The sequence below is a fragment of the Cellulomonas sp. Marseille-Q8402 genome (assembly GCF_965119525.1).
The window spans coordinates 1,024,067-1,039,399 of sequence record NZ_CBCPLX010000001.1 but is presented as its reverse complement, the minus strand read 5'-3'; the positions used below and the strand labels follow the sequence as shown (position 1 = coordinate 1,039,399).

The following is a 15,333-nucleotide window of genomic DNA, read 5'->3' as shown; positions in this document are numbered from 1 at the left end:
ACGGCGGAGGTGGGAGCGGAGCATGGCGGGATCCCTGGATGCGGCCTGGGCGGTGGCGTGGACGCGCCGGACGGCGCAGGTGGTCGTCGAGCACCGTGAGGAGCTGATCGAGCTCGACCGGCAGATCGGCGACGGGGACCACGGCGAGAACCTCACGCGCGGGTTCACCGCGGTGGTGGCCAAGCTGGACGCGCTCGAGGAGCCGCCGGCCGAGGTCGGCGCCGTGCTCAAGCTGGTCGCGACCACGCTCATGTCGACCGTGGGCGGTGCCGCGGGTCCGCTGTACGGCACCGCGTACCTGCGCGCCGCCAAGGTCACGGGGCTGCCCGCGCTGGACAGCGGCGCGGTGGTCGCGATGCTCGAGGCCGGCCTGGAGGGCATCGTCGTGCGCGGCAAGGCCACCACGGGGGAGAAGACCATGGTCGACGCGTGGACCCCGGCGGTCGAGGCGGCCGTGGCCGCCGCCGACGCCGGCGCCTCGCCCGCGGCGGTGCTCGCGGCCGCGGCGGAGGCGGCGCGCGCGGGGGCCGAGGCCACGATCCCGCTGGTGGCGACCAAGGGCCGCGCCTCGTACCTGGGCGAGCGGTCCGCCGGTCACCAGGACCCCGGCGCGACGTCCACCGCCCTCGTGCTCGAGGCCGCGGCCGTCACGGCGGAGGCGGTGGCGTGACCGCGCCGGTCGCGCTGGTGCTCGTCTCGCACTCGGCGGCCCTGGCCGCGGGGGCGCGCGAGCTCGCCGCGCAGATGGCGCCGGACGTGCTGATCCTCGCGGCCGGCGGCGACGGCGCGGGCGGGCTCGGCACGAGCTTCGACCTGGTCGAGCAGGCGCTCACCGAGGCCACGGCCGACGGCCGGTCCGCCGTGGTGCTCACCGACCTGGGCTCGGCCGTGCTCACCACGGAGTCGGTGCTGGAGCTGCTCGACGAGGACGTCGCCGCCCGCGTGCACCTCGCGGACGCCCCGTTCGTCGAGGCCGCGGTGGCCGCCGGCGTGACGGCGGCCGGCGGCGCGCCGGTGGGCGAGGTGCTCGGTGCGGCGGTCGCGGCCGGGGCGGGCTTCCCGCACGCGGGCGGACCGGGGGAGGCGCCGCCCGACCTCCCGGCGCCGTCCGCGCCGCACCCGGCGGAGCACACCGGCGTCATCACCGCGCACGTCGTCGTGCGGAACCCGCTGGGCCTGCACGCGCGCCCGGCGGCGGTGCTCGCGCGGATGATGGCGGGCTTCGACGCCGCGGTGCAGGTGGACGGCGTCAACGGGGCGAGCGTGCTCGAGCTGATGCAGCTCGGCGCCACGCAGGGCCGCACCCTGGAGGTGGCCGCGTCGGGCCCGCAGGCGCGGGTGGCCGTGGACGCGTTCGTCGGCGCGGTCGAGGAGGGGTTCGGCGAGGTGTGACCCGGCTCGCACGGGTCGTTGCCTGACCGAACTCTGCAGAGCGTGCAAGAATGCATGCCATGCAGGAATCGACCGAGCCCGAGGGGCTGCGCGCCCGGAAGAAGCGCGCCCGCCTGGAGGCGCTGGTCGACGCCACGCACCGCCTGGCCGCCGAGCGCGGGCTGGACGCGGTCACCGTCGAGGACATCTGCGCCGAGGTCGGCGTGAGCGTCCGCACGTTCTTCAACTACTTCGAGTCGAAGAACGACGCGGTGCTCGGCCTCGCCCACTGGCGGCTCGACCCGGCGGCCGCGGAGGCGTTCGCCGCGGGCGGCCCCGGCGGCGACCTGCTGGCCGACATGCAGCTGCTCGTCGCCAGCGTGCTCGACCACCCGCCGCTCGGCAAGGAGCGCATGGAGCGCGCGTTCGCGGTGGCCCGCAGCCACCCGGACCTGCTCATGCGCGCCTACACGCACGTGCAGGGCCTGCACGACGAGATCGAGGCCCTGGTCCGGCGTCGCCTGGGGGACGCGGCCGACGAGTCGGTCGTCCTCCTGGTCGGCGCCCTGCTGATGGTCCTGTCCCACGCGACCTTCGTCCGGTGGGACACCACCGGACGGGAGGGCGACGTGCAGACGCACCTGCCCGCGGTGGTCGCCGACCTCGCGAGCATCCTGGCCCCGCCCCGCTGAGCCCGGGCCGCCCGGCCCCGCACCCCACGCACCCCCGCACCCCCGCCGACGACGGCGCCGACCCGGCCGTCGCCGGACGGCCCCGCGCGGCCCCGACCCAGAACGGACGAGGTACCCATGGCATCCGCTGCCCCCACCTCCGAGAAGCCCCTGGTGGAGCTGAACCAGCGCACCATCTGGCTGATCTTCGGCGCGCTGCTCGCCAGCATGCTGCTGTCGTCGCTCGACCAGTCGATCGTCGGCACCGCGATGCCGACCATCGTCGGCGAGCTCAACGGCGTCGAGCACCAGGGCTGGGTCGTGACGATCTACATCCTGGCGATCGCGATCGTCATGCCCCTGTACGGCAAGTTCGGCGACCTGTGGGGGCGGCGCTGGCCGTTCCTCGTCGCCATCGCGCTGTTCACCGTCGCCTCCGCGGGCGCCGGCTTCGCGCAGTCGTTCGGGGAGCTCGTCGCCTGGCGCGGCGTGCAGGGCCTCGGCGGCGGTGGCCTGATCATCCTGTCGCAGGCGATCATCGCCGACATCGTGCCCGCCAAGGAGCGCGGCAAGTACATGGGCCCGATGGGTGCGATGTTCGGCGTCGCGGCCGTGGCCGGCCCGCTGCTCGGCGGCCTGTTCACCGACCACGCCGACTGGCGCTGGTGCTTCTGGATCAACATCCCGATCGGCATCGCCGCGTTCCTCACCGCCTGGTTCACGCTGAAGCTGCCCAGCCACCGCTCGGGCCGCAAGCTCGACGTCGCCGGCATCGTGCTGCTCACCGTGGCCACCTCCGGCCTGGTGCTGGTCACGTCGTGGAGCTCGGTCTCGGGCGAGTCCGGCTACGACTGGTCCGACGGCCGCCTGATCGGCCTGCTGGCCGCGACCGTCGTCGCCGCCGTCGCGTTCGTGCTCGTCGAGCTGCGCGCGCAGGAGCCGATCCTGCCGCTGCGCCTGTTCAAGAACCCCACGTTCACCCTGGCCACGGGGGTCGGCCTGGTCATCGGCATGGGCATGTTCGCCTCGCTCGCGTTCCTGCCGACCTTCCTGCAGATGTCCACCGGCTCCGGCGTGACCGAGTCGGGGCTGCTCATGCTCCCGATGACGGTCGGCGTGATGCTCACCGCGATCGGGTCCGGCATCGCGATCACGAAGACCGGCCGGTACAAGGCGTTCCCGATCACCGGCATGGGCATCGCGACGCTCGGCCTCGCCTGGCTGACCACCATCACCGGCGACATGTCGATGGTGCTGTTCGGCGCGATGATCTTCGTCCTCGGCGCGGGCCTCGGCCTCGTGATGCAGACGATCGTGCTGGCCGTGCAGAACTCGGTCGACCCGCACGAGCTCGGCACCGCGACCAGCGCGAACAACTTCTTCCGCGAGATCGGCGCGGCCGTCGGCACGGCGCTGTTCAGCACCATCTTCACCAGCCGGCTCTCCGAGCGGCTCGAGTCGGTGTTCGCCGGCGCGCAGAGCGGGGCGGTCGACCCGTCCGGCTCCGCGGAGTCCCTGACCCCGGCCGTGGTCGCCCAGCTGCCGGAGCAGCTGCACGACGGCGTGGTCAACGCCTACACCGAGGCGCTGGCGCCGGCGTTCTGGTACCTGGTGCCGCTGCTCGCGCTCGGGTTCGTGCTGACGCTGTTCCTGCGCGAGGTCACGCTCTCCGACGTCGCCGGCATGGTGGCGCGCGGCGAGGCGACCGCGGGCGGGTCGGCGGCCGCGACGCCGTCGGGCGCCGGCCAGGACTCCGTCTCCGTCGGCTCCTCGTCGGCCACGGGCACCGGTGCCGGTCGCACGGACGAGCCCAGGTAGCCTCGGCCCGTGAGCATGCACGCGTCGCGGCCGCCGCGCCCCAAGCGCCCCGCCAAGCCCCAGTTCACCTCGATGATCCTGGTCCTCGAGGGCGTGCTGGTGCTGTTCGCGGCGCTGACGGCGTACGGGCTGCGGTCGGCCCCGCCACTCGTCATCTGGACCGTGGCGGGGTCGATGTTCCTCGTCCTGGTGGCGCTGTCCCGGATGGTCACGCGGCCCGGCGGGTACGTCGCCGGGTCTGTGGCGCAGGTCCTGGTGATCACCTGCGGGTTCGTGCTGCCGATCATGTACGTGCTCGGCCTGCTGTTCGCCGTGCTCTGGTTCGTCTCGCTCCGGCTCGGCGGGCGGATCGACGCCGAGCGCGCGGCGTTCGACGCGGCCTACCCGGACCAGACGCCGCAGGGCGGGCTGCCCGACCGTACGGACCCGCCCGCCGGTTAGAGTCACCCGCATGAGCGACATCCAGCGCACCCTCGTCCTGGTCAAGCCCGACGGCGTCAGCCGCGGACTCTCCGGCGAGGTCCTCCGCCGCATCGAGGCCAAGGGATACACCCTCGTGGCCGTCGAGCTCCGTACCGCCGACGACGCCCTGCTGCAGCAGCACTACGCCGAGCACGAGGGCAAGCCGTTCTTCCAGCCCCTGGTCGACTTCATGAAGTCCGGCCCGGTGCTCGCCGTGGTCGCCGAGGGGCACCGCGTCATCGAGGGCTTCCGGTCGCTGGCCGGCGCCACCGAGCCCACCACCGCGGCGCCGGGCACCATCCGCGGCGACCTCGGCCGCGACTGGGGCCTGAAGGTCACGCAGAACCTCGTGCACGGCTCGGACTCCGAGGAGTCCGCCGCCCGCGAGATCGCCCTCTGGTTCCCGACCCTGGCCGCCTGACCCCGGTCCTCCCGGGGCGCGGGCCGCAGCCGCACTAGGCTGCGGCCCGTGCACCTGAAGACGCTCACCCTGCGCGGGTTCAAGTCGTTCGCCTCGGCGACGACGCTGAACCTCGAGCCCGGGGTGACCTGCGTCGTCGGACCGAACGGCTCCGGCAAGTCCAACGTCGTCGACGCCCTCGCCTGGGTCATGGGCGAGCAGGGGGCGAAGTCCCTGCGCGGCGGCAAGATGGAGGACGTCATCTTCGCCGGCACCTCGGGCCGGCCGCCCCTCGGCCGCGCCGAGGTCTCGCTCACGATCGACAACTCCGACGGCGCCCTGCCGATCGAGTACACCGAGGTCACGATCTCGCGGACGCTGTTCCGCAACGGAGGCTCCGAGTACGCCATCAACGGCCGCGCCTGCCGGCTGCTCGACATCCAGGACCTGCTGTCCGACTCCGGCCTGGGCCGGGAGATGCACGTCATCGTCGGGCAGGGTCAGCTCGACGCCGTGCTCCGTGCGACGCCCGAGGAGCGCCGCGGCTTCATCGAGGAGGCCGCGGGCGTCCTCAAGCACCGCAAGCGCAAGGAGAAGGCGCTCCGCAAGCTCGACGCCATGCAGGCCAACCTCACGCGCCTCACCGACCTCACCGGGGAGCTGCGCCGCCAGCTCGGCCCGCTGGGCCGGCAGGCCGAGGTCGCCCGCCGGGCGCAGACCGTGCAGGCGGACCTCCGCGACGCCCGCGCCCGGCTGCTCGCCGACGACCTGGCGCAGCTCACCGCGACGCTCGAGCAGGAGATCGCCGACGACACCGCGCTGCGCGAGCGCCGCGCCGAGGCCGAGCGTGCGCTCGACGCCGCCCGCGCCCGGCTGGCCGCGCTGGAGCGCGAGGCCGCCGAGGCCGCGCCCGCGCTGGGCGAGGCGTCCGACGTCTGGTACCGGCTGTCGGCGCTCCGTGAGCGCCTGCGCGGCACGGCGTCGCTCGCCGCCGACCGGGCGCGGCTGCTCGGCTCCGCCGGCCCCGAGCCGACCCGCGGTCAGGACCCCGACGAGCTGGAGCGCCAGGCCGGGCGCGCGCGTGCCGCGGAGGCGGAGCTGGCCGCCGAGGTCGACGTCGCCCGCGCCGGTCTGGAGGGCACGCAGTCCGCGCGCCAGCAGGCGGAGGAGGCGGCCGCGGCCGCGGAGAAGGCGCTGGCCACCGTGCTGCGCGGGGCGGCGGACCGGCGCGAGGGCCTGGCCCGGCTCGCGGGGCAGGTCGGTGCGCGGCGCAGCCGGCTGGAGGCCACCGAGGCGGAGATCGGCCGCCTGCGCGCGACCCTCACCGAGGCCGAGCGCCGTGGGCAGGAGGCGACCGTCGGGTTCGCCGCCCTCGAGACGCAGGTCGCCGGCGTCGAGGAGGGCGAGGAGGGTCTGGACGCGGCGCACGAGGCCGCGGCCGAGGCGGTCGAGACCACCGCCGCGCGCGTCGCCGAGCTGACCGGGCAGCTGGGGGAGGCCGAGCGCGAGCACGCGGCGCTGACGTCGCGGATCGAGACCCTCGAGCTGAGCCTGACCCGCAAGGACGGCGCCGGCGCGCTGCTCGCCTCGGACGACGTCGCCGGCGTCGTCGGGTCGCTCGCGGCGCTGATCGGCGTGGCGCCGGGGGACGAGGACGCGATCGTCGCGGCGCTGGGTGCGTCGGCCGACGCGGTGGCGGTCGAGTCGGTCGAGGCCGCGGTCGACGCCATCCGCTGGCTGCGCGACCAGGATGCCGGGCGGGCGGGCCTGGTGGTCGCCGCGGGCGAGGCGGCGGGTGCGGACGCGCCCACCGGACCCGCGCCGGGCACCGCGTCCTGGGCGCTCGACCTGGTGCAGGCCCCGCCCGCGGTGCTGCCCGCCGTCCGGCGGCTGCTCCGGGACGTCGTCGTGGTGGACGACCTGGTCGCCGCCCGCGGCGTGCTCCGCGACCGTCCCGACCTCGTGGTCGCGACCCGCGCCGGGGACGTGCTGGCCGCCCACCGGGCCTCCGGCGGTTCCGCGACGGCGCCGAGCGCGCTGCACCTGCAGTCCGCGCTGGACGACGCCCGGCGCGGCGCCGACGCGGCGACCGCCCGCGCGGAGCAGGCGCGGTTCGCGCTCGTCGGCGCCCGCGAGGCCGAGGCCACCGCCCGGGCGGAGTACGAGGGCACGCTGGACCGCCTGAACGAGTCGGACGCCGCGCTCGCCGCCGTCGCCGAGCAGCTCGGCCACCTGGGAGCGACCGCCCGCGCCGCGCGCGCGGAGGCGGAGCGCGTGCAGGCGTCGCTCACCACCGCCGAGCAGGCGCTCGCCGAGCACGCCGCCGCACTCGCGGAGCTGACCGAGCGTCTGGCCGCGGCCGAGGCCGAGCCCGCCGACACCGACACCGCCGTCGAGGAGCGCACCGCCGAGCGGGACGCCCGCGCGGCGGCGGCGTCGGCCGCGCGCACCCGCGAGACCGAGGCGCGCCTGACCCTGCGCACCGCCGAGGAGCGTGCCCGCGCGCTGGCGGGCCGCGCCGAGTCGCTGGACCGTGCCGCGCGTGCCGAGCGCGCCGCCCGTGAGAAGGCCGCCGAGCGCGAGCGCGCCCGGGCCCGGCACGCCACCGTCGCCACCGCGGTCGCGCAGGGCGCCGCCCAGGCGCTCGGCGCGATCGAGCACAGCCTGCAGCACGCCGCCGAGGAGCGGGACGCCGCCGAGGCCGCGCGCACCGAGCGGGAATCGGCGCTCGCGACCGTCCGCACCCAGGTCGACGAGCGGCAGCGCGAGGTCGCCCAGCTCACCGACTCCGCGCACCGGGACGAGGTGGCCCGCGCCGAGCAGCGGCTGCGGATCGAGCAGCTGCAGGACCGTGCGGTCGAGGACCTCGGGATCGACCCGGCGGTGCTGGTGGAGGAGTTCGGGCCGCACCGCACGGTGCCCGTCCTCACGCCGCCCTCCGGCGACGACGACGCGCCGCCCGCGGAGGTCCCGTACGTCCGCGCCGAGCAGGAGAAGCGCCTGCGGTCCGCGGAGCGCGCGCTGTCGCAGCTCGGCCGGGTCAACCCGCTGGCGCTCGAGGAGTTCGCGGCCCTCGAGGAGCGGCACAAGTTCCTCGTCGAGCAGCTCGCCGACCTCAAGAAGTCCCGCGCCGACCTGATGGAGATCGTCCGGGAGATCGACGAGCGGGTCGAGCAGGTGTTCGCCGAGGCCTACCGGGACACCGCCGCCCAGTTCGACACCGTGTTCCCCCGGCTGTTCCCCGGCGGCGAGGGCCGGCTGGTCCTCACCGACCCGGACGACATGCTCACCACCGGCATCGAGATCGAGGCGCGGCCGGCCGGCAAGAAGGTCAAGCGGCTGTCGCTGCTGTCCGGCGGCGAGCGGTCGCTGACGGCCGTCGCGCTGCTCGTGTCGATCTTCAAGGCGCGGCCGAGCCCGTTCTACGTGATGGACGAGGTCGAGGCCGCGCTGGACGACGCGAACCTGGGCCGGCTGCTGGAGATCTTCACCGAGCTGCAGCGGGACTCCCAGCTCATCGTCGTCACGCACCAGAAGCGGACGATGGAGATCGCCGACGCGCTGTACGGGGTGACGATGCGCGGTGACGGGGTCACGACGGTGATCAGCCAGCGGCTGCGCGACGAGGTCGCCGTCTGACGTCCCGGCCGGTGGCCCGGTGTGGAGATCCCGTAGCGGTTCCGCCCGCAGGGGCGCGGCGACCCGGCGGGTCGCGGGAAGACGGCCGATGATCCTCCTATGGGCGGGTACATCTGGGTGGTCGGGCTGGCGCTGCTGGCCGCGATCGGGGTCATCGCGGTGGCGAACGCGGCAGGCGACGGCCGGACGGACGTGCGTGGCTTCTGGCGCGACCTGCGGAGCGGCCTGCGCCGCCGGCGCGGTGACGACGCCCGCGACCACGACGAGGAGCCCGAGCCGGTCGACGTGCCGTTCGACCAGCTGTTCGCCGAGGTGTCCCAGCCGGACGACGGCTACCTGCAGCTCGACGAGCTCGCGGACGTGCTCGGGCGCACGGGGGAGCGCGCGAGCCGGATCCGCGAGCACCTGCCGCAGCCGCGGGCCGTCGACCGGCACGCCGCGCGCCGCAGCGGCCACCTGCCGCTCGGCACGGTCGCGGCGCCGCCCGCGGAGCGGGACGTGCCCCCGCAGCGCGGCGACGCCTGACCCGGGCTGACACACTGTCCCCGTGGACTCGAACGACCTCCTGAACCTGCTCCTCGTCGGCGTGCCGGCCCTGGCCATCCTGGGCGGCGGTGCGGCGGTCCTCCGGCGACGGCGCTCCGGCGACCACCCGGCCGACGGGGACGCGGACCGCCCGGCCGGCGGCACCACCACGCTCGAGCGCCCCGCGCCGGAGGCCCCCGGGGTCGAGGCGCCGGAGGTCGCGGTCCCCGCCCCGGAGCAGGCGGCCACCGCGCCGGCGCTCGAGGTCCCCGCGCCCGCCGCGGGCCGCCTGTCCCGGCTGCGCGACCGCCTGGCGCGGTCCGGCTCGCCGCTCGGCGCCCGGATGCTGCAGGTGCTGTCCCGCGACCACCTCACCGAGGACGACTGGGACGAGCTCGAGGAGACGCTGCTGCTCGCCGACGTCGGCGCCGGCCCGTCGGCCGACCTCGTCGAGGCGCTCCGCACCCAGGCCCGGGTCCAGGGGCTCAAGGACCCCGCGCAGGTGCGCGCGCTGCTCCGCGAGCAGCTGCTCGCCCTGGTGGACCCGTCGCTCGACCGCTCGCTCGCCACCGCGCCGACCTCGGGCGAGGACGGCGTGACCGTGCCCGCCGTCGTCCTGGTCGTCGGCGTGAACGGCACCGGCAAGACCACCACCGTGGGCAAGCTCTCGCGCGTGCTCGTCGCCGAGGGCCGCACCGTGGTCCTCGGCGCGGCGGACACGTTCCGCGCCGCGGCCGCCGACCAGCTCGAGACCTGGGGCTCGCGCGTCGGCGTGCGCACCGTGCGCTCGGACCGGGACGGCGCGGACCCGGCCTCCGTCGCCTTCGAGGCCGTGCGGGAGGGGGTGGCCGAGGGCGTCGACGTCGTCCTGGTCGACACCGCCGGCCGCCTGCAGAACAAGGCGGGGCTCATGGACGAGCTCGGCAAGATCACCCGCGTCATCACGCGCACCGCGCCGCTGTCGGAGGTGCTGCTCGTGCTCGACGCCACCACCGGCCAGAACGGCATGAACCAGGCGCGGGTGTTCGCGGAGGTCGCCGGGGTCACCGGCATCGTGCTCACCAAGCTCGACGGCACCGCGAAGGGCGGCATCGTCGTGGCCGTGCAGCGCGAGCTCGGCGTGCCCGTGAAGCTCGTCGGCCTGGGCGAGGGCCCCGACGACCTGGCGCCGTTCGACGCCGAGGAGTTCGTCGACGGCATCCTCGGCTGACGCACCCGGGAGCTCCCGTGCAGGTCCCGCGGGCTGAGACGCACGCCACTCCGTAACACAATGTTGACGTCGCGGACCCGCTCGTCACACGCGTGTAACGCGCCCAGCCACGCACGGAAATCCAGGCGCACGACTCTGGTCACCGATCCGGCCACCGGGCCGACGAGGCGGAAAGGCGACCTGCATGGAAGAGTTCGCGCTCGACAGCGGCAATACCGCGTGGATGCTCACGTCCGCGTCACTCGTGCTCCTGATGACGCCGGGTCTGGCGTTCTTCTACGGCGGCATGGTGCGCGGCAAGAGCGTCCTGAACATGATGATGATGAGCTTCGGCGCCATCGGCGTCGTGGGTCTCATCTGGGTGCTCTACGGGTACTCCGGCGTGTTCGGGACCGACGTGGCGGGCCTGTTCGGCAACCCCTTCGACTGGTTCGGCCTCGCCGGCATGACCGACGACGACAGCCTCATGCTCGGCATGGGCGTCCCGGCGCTCGTCGCGGTCGGCTACCAGGCGACGTTCGCCATCATCACCGTCGCGCTGATCTCCGGCGCGATCGCCGACCGGACCAAGTTCGGCACCTGGCTCGCCTTCGTGGCCGTGTGGGTCACCGTGGTGTACGTGCCGCTCGCCCACATGGTGTGGGGCGGCGGCGCGCTCGGTGCGGACGGGCTCACGTCGGGCCTGTCCACCCCGATCGACTTCGCGGGCGGCACGGTCGTGCACATCAACGCCGGTGTCGCGGGCCTCGTGCTCGCGGTGCTGATCGGCAAGCGCAAGGGCTTCGGCAAGGAGCCCATGCGGCCGCACAACCTGCCGTTCGTCATGCTCGGCGCCGCGCTCCTGTGGTTCGGCTGGTTCGGCTTCAACGCCGGCTCCGAGTTCGGCGCGGACGCGGTCTCCGGCCGTGCCTGGCTGAACACCCTCGTGGCCACGGCGGTCGCGATCCTCGGCTGGCTCATCACGGAGAAGATCCGCGACGGCCACGCCACCTCGCTCGGCGCCGCGTCCGGCATCGTGGCGGGCCTGGTCGCCATCACCCCGGCGGCCGCGGCCGTCGACACCTTCGGCGCCATCGCCATCGGCCTGGTCGCCGGCGTGCTCTGCGCCCTGGCGGTCGGCCTGAAGTACCGGTTCGGCTACGACGACTCGCTCGACGTGGTCGGCGTGCACCTGGTCGGCGGCCTCGTCGGCACGGTCCTCATCGGCCTGTTCGCGACCGACGGCGACTCCGCCTGGTTCCCGGACGGCGCCATGGAGGGTCTGTTCTACGGTGGCGGGGCGACCCAGCTGCTGACGCAGATCATCGTGGCCCTGGCCGCGGTCGTCTTCTCCGGTCTGGCGACCCTGGTCATCGGGCTCATCCTGAAGGCCACGCTGGGCTGGCGGGTCAGCGAGGAGGCCGAGGTCGGCGGCATCGACCTCGCGGTGCACGGTGAGACCGCATACGAGACGCTGGGCGGCGCCCGCGTGGTGACGGAGGTGAAGGCATGACGAAGCTCGTGACGGCGGTCATCCAGCCGCATCGGCTGGACGACGTGAAGTCGGCCCTCGAGGCGGCCGGCGTCCGCGGCCTGACGGTGAGCGAGGCCAGCGGCTACGGCCGCCAGCGCGGTCACACCGAGGTCTACCGCGGCGCCGAGTACACCGTCGACCTGGTGCCGAAGGTGAAGATCGACGTCCTGGTCGCCGACGAGGACACCCCGGGTGTCGTCGAGGTGGTCGTCAAGGCGGCGCAGACCGGCAAGATCGGCGACGGCAAGGTCTGGGTCGTCCCGGTCGAGGACGTCGCCCGGGTGCGCACCGGCGAGCACGGCCCCGACGCGCTCTGAATGGCTGAACTGCCCGAGGTCCCGCACCCCCGCGATCCCGTGGGGGTGCGGGACCTCCGACATGAGCGGCTCGACCTCGCGACCCGGCTGTCCGGGCCGGACGCGGACGGCGCCGAGCGGCGCCGCGCGATGTCCGACCTGGTGCTGCGTCGCCTCGCCGAGCAGTGGGAGATCGCCACCGACGGGCAGGAGACGCCCGGCATCGGGCTCGGCGCCGTCGGCAGCGTCGGGCGCGGCGACGCGAGCCCGGCCAGCGACCTCGACCTCCTGCTGGTGCACGACGGCCGCGGGCACTCCGCCGCCGAGCTGGCGACGCTCGCCGACCGGCTCTGGTACCCCGTGTGGGACGCGGCGCTCGACCTGGACCACTCGGTGCGCTCCCTCGCGCAGTGCCGCCAGGTCGCGTCCAAGGACCTGCCCGCCGCGGTCGGGCTGCTCGACCTGCGGCCGGTCGCCGGCGACCCCGGGATCGTGCACCGCGCGCGGTCCGCGCTGCTCGCCGACTGGCGGTCCGCCGCCCGCCGCCGCCTGCCGGAGCTGCTCGCCTCCACGCGGCAGCGCGCGGAGCGGCACGGCGAGCTCGCCTACCTCATCGAGCCGGACCTCAAGGAGGCCCGCGGCGGGATCCGCGACGCCGTCGTGCTGTCCGCGCTCGCCGCCACCTGGCTGACCGACCGCCCGCACGGCGCCGTCGACCGTGCCCACGCGCACCTGCTCGACGTCCGCGACGCCGTGCAGACGGTCAGCCGCCGGCACACCAACCGGCTGCTGCTCGCCGACCAGGACGAGGTGGCCGCGCTGCTCGGCGTGGGGGACCGGGACGACCTGCTCGCCAGCCTCGCCGAGGCCGGCCGCATCGTGTCCTACGCGCTGGACACCACGGCCCGCAACGCCCGGCAGGCGCTCGCCCGGCCCGCCCGGCGCCCCGTCCTGGTGCGCGGCCGGCGCACGCCGCCGCGGCTGCGGACCGTGGGGGAGGGCCTGGTCGAGCACGACGGCGAGCTCGTGCTCGCCGCGGACGCCCAGCCTGCCGTCGACCCGCTGCTCTCCCTGCGCGCCGCGGCGACCGCCGCACGCACCGGCCTGACGCTCTCGCCGATCACCGTGGCCAGCCTGGAGCACACGCCCGCGCTGCCGACGCCGTGGCCGAAGGCCGCGCGGACCCTGCTGGTGCAGCTGCTCGGCACCGGGCCGGCGCAGGTCCCCGTCTGGGAAGCCCTGGACCTGGCCGGCGTCGTCACGACCTGGATCCCCGAGTGGGCCGGCGTCCGCAACCGCCCGCAGCGCTCGCCCATCCACCGGCACACGGTCGACCGGCACCTGGTCGAGGCCGTCGCGCGCGCCGCCGGGATGCGACGCGCGGTCGAGCGGCCGGACGTCCTGCTCGTGGCCACGCTGCTGCACGACATCGGCAAGCGCGCCGGCGCGGGGGACCACTCGGTCGAGGGGGCGCGGCTCGCCGGGCCGATCGCGCTGCGGATGGGGTTCGCGCCCGACGACGCCGCCGACATCGCGCGCCTGGTGCGGCACCACCTGCTCCTCTCGGAGCTCGCCACCGGCGCCGACCCCGACGACCCCGCCACCGTGGACGCCGTCCTCGACGCCGTCGACCACCGCCCCGAGCTCCTGACGCTGCTGCGCGCGCTCACCGAGGCGGACGCGTCGTCCGCCGGGCCCACCGCGTGGACGGCGTGGCGCGCCCAGCTCGTCGACGACCTCGTGGCGCGGTCGACGTCCCGGCTGGCGGGTACGCTGGGACGTCCCTGACCGCCGAGAGAGCGTGAGGATCGCGCGGTGTTCGCCACCCTGTCCGACCGACTGACGTCGACCTTCAAGAACCTGCGCTCCAAGGGGCGGCTGTCCGAGGCGGACATCGACGCCACCGTGCGCGAGATCCGCCGGGCCCTGCTCGACGCGGACGTCGCCGTCCCCGTGGTGCGCCAGTTCACCGGGGCCGTGCGGGAGCGTGCGCTCTCCGCCGAGGTGTCCGGCGCCCTCAACCCGGCGCAGCAGGTCGTCAAGATCGTCAACGAGGAGCTCGTCGGCATCCTCGGGGGCGAGACCCGACCGCTGCACCTCGCCAAGAACCCGCCGAGCGTCATCCTGCTCGCGGGACTGCAGGGTGCCGGCAAGACGACCCTGGCCGGCAAGCTCGCGCTGCACCTCAAGAGCCAGGGGCACACGCCGGTCCTCGTCGCCGCGGACCTGCAGCGGCCCAACGCCGTCACCCAGCTCCAGGTCGTCGGCGAGCGCGCGGGCGTGCCGGTGTTCGCGCCGCACCCCGGCAACCAGGGCAGCGAGCTCGACGCCGTCGCCGGGGCCGACCCGGTCGCCGTCGCGCGGGAGGGCCTCGCCACCGCGCGGGCGCGCCAGCACGACGTCGTCATCGTCGACACCGCCGGCCGCCTGGGCGTCGACGCCGAGCTCATGCAGCAGGCCGCGGACATCCGCGACGCCGTCGACCCCGACGAGATCCTGTTCGTCATCGACGCGATGATCGGCCAGGACGCCGTCGCCACGGCGACCGCGTTCCAGGAGGGCGTCGGCTTCACCGGCGTCGTCCTGTCCAAGCTGGACGGCGATGCCCGCGGTGGTGCGGCGCTGTCCGTCGCGTCGGTCACCGGCCGGCCGATCCTGTTCGCCTCCACCGGTGAGAAGCTCACCGACTTCGAGGTGTTCCACCCCGACCGCATGGCGTCGCGCATCCTCGACATGGGTGACGTGCTCACCCTGATCGAGCAGGCCGAGAAGGCCTTCGACGCCGAGCAGGCCGAGGAGATGGCCGGCAAGCTGGCCTCGGGCCAGGGCTTCACGCTCGCGGACTTCCTGCAGCAGATGCAGCAGCTGAAGAACATGGGCTCGATGAAGAAGATGCTCGGCATGCTCCCGGGCATGGGGCAGATGCGCGAGGCGATCGAGAACTTCGACGAGCGCGAGGTCGACCGCGTCGAGGCCATCATCCGGTCGATGACCCCGGCCGAGCGGGACAACCCGAAGATCATCAACGGCTCCCGCCGCTCGCGGATCGCCGCGGGCTCCGGGGTCCAGGTGTCCGACGTCAACGGCCTGCTCGAGCGGTTCACCGCGGCGCAGAAGATGATGCAGCAGATGGCCAAGGGCGGCGGCATGCCCGTGCCCGGCATGGGCAACCTGCCCGGCATGGGCAAGAAGGGCCGCGGACGGGTCGCCGCGCCCGCGAAGAAGGCCAAGGGCAAGTCCGGCAACCCGGCCAAGCGCGCCCAGCAGGAGAAGGCCGCCGCCGACCGCGCCGCGGGGATCCTCCCCGCCGCGCCCGCCGCCGCCAAGGGGTCCGCGTTCGGCCTGGGCGGCGGCGCGCCCCAGCAGCCCGACGCGTTCGACCCGTCGGACCTCGAGGACCTGCAGAAGTTCCTCGGGCGCTGAGGTGC

13 protein-coding genes are annotated in these 15,333 nt (G+C 75.0%); all 13 read left to right on the top strand.

The window, feature by feature from the left end; translation table 11 throughout:
• Positions 1-22 precede the first annotated feature (22 nt).
• The 13 genes from dhaL to ffh all read left to right on the top strand — a co-directional run bounded on the left by dhaL (position 23) and on the right by ffh (position 15,328).
• On the top strand, positions 23-670 hold the full coding sequence (dhaL, locus tag ACWPWW_RS04795; protein WP_454049195.1) for a dihydroxyacetone kinase subunit DhaL: 648 nt from the start codon (positions 23-25) through the stop codon (positions 668-670).
• A complete protein-coding gene (gene dhaM / locus ACWPWW_RS04790) occupies positions 667-1,392 on the top strand; it encodes a dihydroxyacetone kinase phosphoryl donor subunit DhaM (protein WP_454049194.1) in 726 nt (241 codons plus the stop codon). Before dhaL ends, dhaM begins: the two co-directional genes overlap by 4 nt.
• Positions 1,393-1,451: 59 nt before the next feature.
• The gene (locus ACWPWW_RS04785) at positions 1,452-2,063 is read left to right on the top strand and encodes a TetR/AcrR family transcriptional regulator (protein WP_454049193.1); all 612 of its coding nucleotides are present in this window, start codon (positions 1,452-1,454) and stop codon (positions 2,061-2,063) included.
• A gap of 117 nt (positions 2,064-2,180) precedes the next feature.
• Entirely contained in the window at positions 2,181-3,860 is a 1,680-nt protein-coding gene (locus tag ACWPWW_RS04780) for an MDR family MFS transporter (protein ID WP_454049192.1), read from the top strand.
• 15 nt (positions 3,861-3,875) lie between these two features.
• Positions 3,876-4,301 (top strand): DUF4233 domain-containing protein, encoded by a 426-nt coding sequence (locus ACWPWW_RS04775; RefSeq protein WP_454050399.1) that lies wholly within the window; start codon positions 3,876-3,878, stop codon positions 4,299-4,301.
• A gap of 10 nt (positions 4,302-4,311) precedes the next feature.
• Positions 4,312-4,743, top strand: coding sequence for a nucleoside-diphosphate kinase (gene ndk, locus ACWPWW_RS04770; RefSeq protein ID WP_454049191.1), 432 nt, complete (start codon positions 4,312-4,314; stop codon positions 4,741-4,743).
• 48 nt (positions 4,744-4,791) lie between these two features.
• Positions 4,792-8,361, top strand: coding sequence for a chromosome segregation protein SMC (gene smc / locus ACWPWW_RS04765; protein ID WP_454049190.1), 3,570 nt, complete (start codon positions 4,792-4,794; stop codon positions 8,359-8,361).
• A 99-nt stretch (positions 8,362-8,460) separates the two neighbouring features.
• A complete protein-coding gene (locus ACWPWW_RS04760; protein WP_454049189.1) occupies positions 8,461-8,886 on the top strand; it encodes a hypothetical protein in 426 nt (141 codons plus the stop codon).
• 22 nt (positions 8,887-8,908) lie between these two features.
• Positions 8,909-10,096 carry a signal recognition particle-docking protein FtsY gene (ftsY, locus tag ACWPWW_RS04755; protein ID WP_454049188.1) on the top strand — a complete coding sequence of 396 codons (1,188 nt, stop codon included), beginning with the start codon at positions 8,909-8,911 and terminating at the stop codon, positions 10,094-10,096.
• Positions 10,097-10,280: 184 nt separating this feature from the next.
• Entirely contained in the window at positions 10,281-11,588 is a 1,308-nt protein-coding gene (locus tag ACWPWW_RS04750) for an ammonium transporter (RefSeq protein WP_454049187.1), read from the top strand.
• Complete coding sequence (locus tag ACWPWW_RS04745) at positions 11,585-11,926, top strand: P-II family nitrogen regulator (RefSeq protein WP_454049186.1); 342 nt, start codon at positions 11,585-11,587, stop codon at positions 11,924-11,926. The genes ACWPWW_RS04750 and ACWPWW_RS04745 overlap by 4 nt, the downstream gene beginning before the upstream one ends.
• Positions 11,927-13,693: a [protein-PII] uridylyltransferase gene (locus ACWPWW_RS04740; protein ID WP_454049185.1), complete on the top strand. Its 1,767-nt coding sequence runs from the start codon at positions 11,927-11,929 to the stop codon at positions 13,691-13,693. It abuts the gene before it with no gap.
• A gap of 27 nt (positions 13,694-13,720) precedes the next feature.
• Positions 13,721-15,328: a signal recognition particle protein gene (gene ffh, locus ACWPWW_RS04735; RefSeq protein ID WP_454049184.1), complete on the top strand. Its 1,608-nt coding sequence runs from the start codon at positions 13,721-13,723 to the stop codon at positions 15,326-15,328.
• Positions 15,329-15,333: the final 5 nt, after the last annotated feature.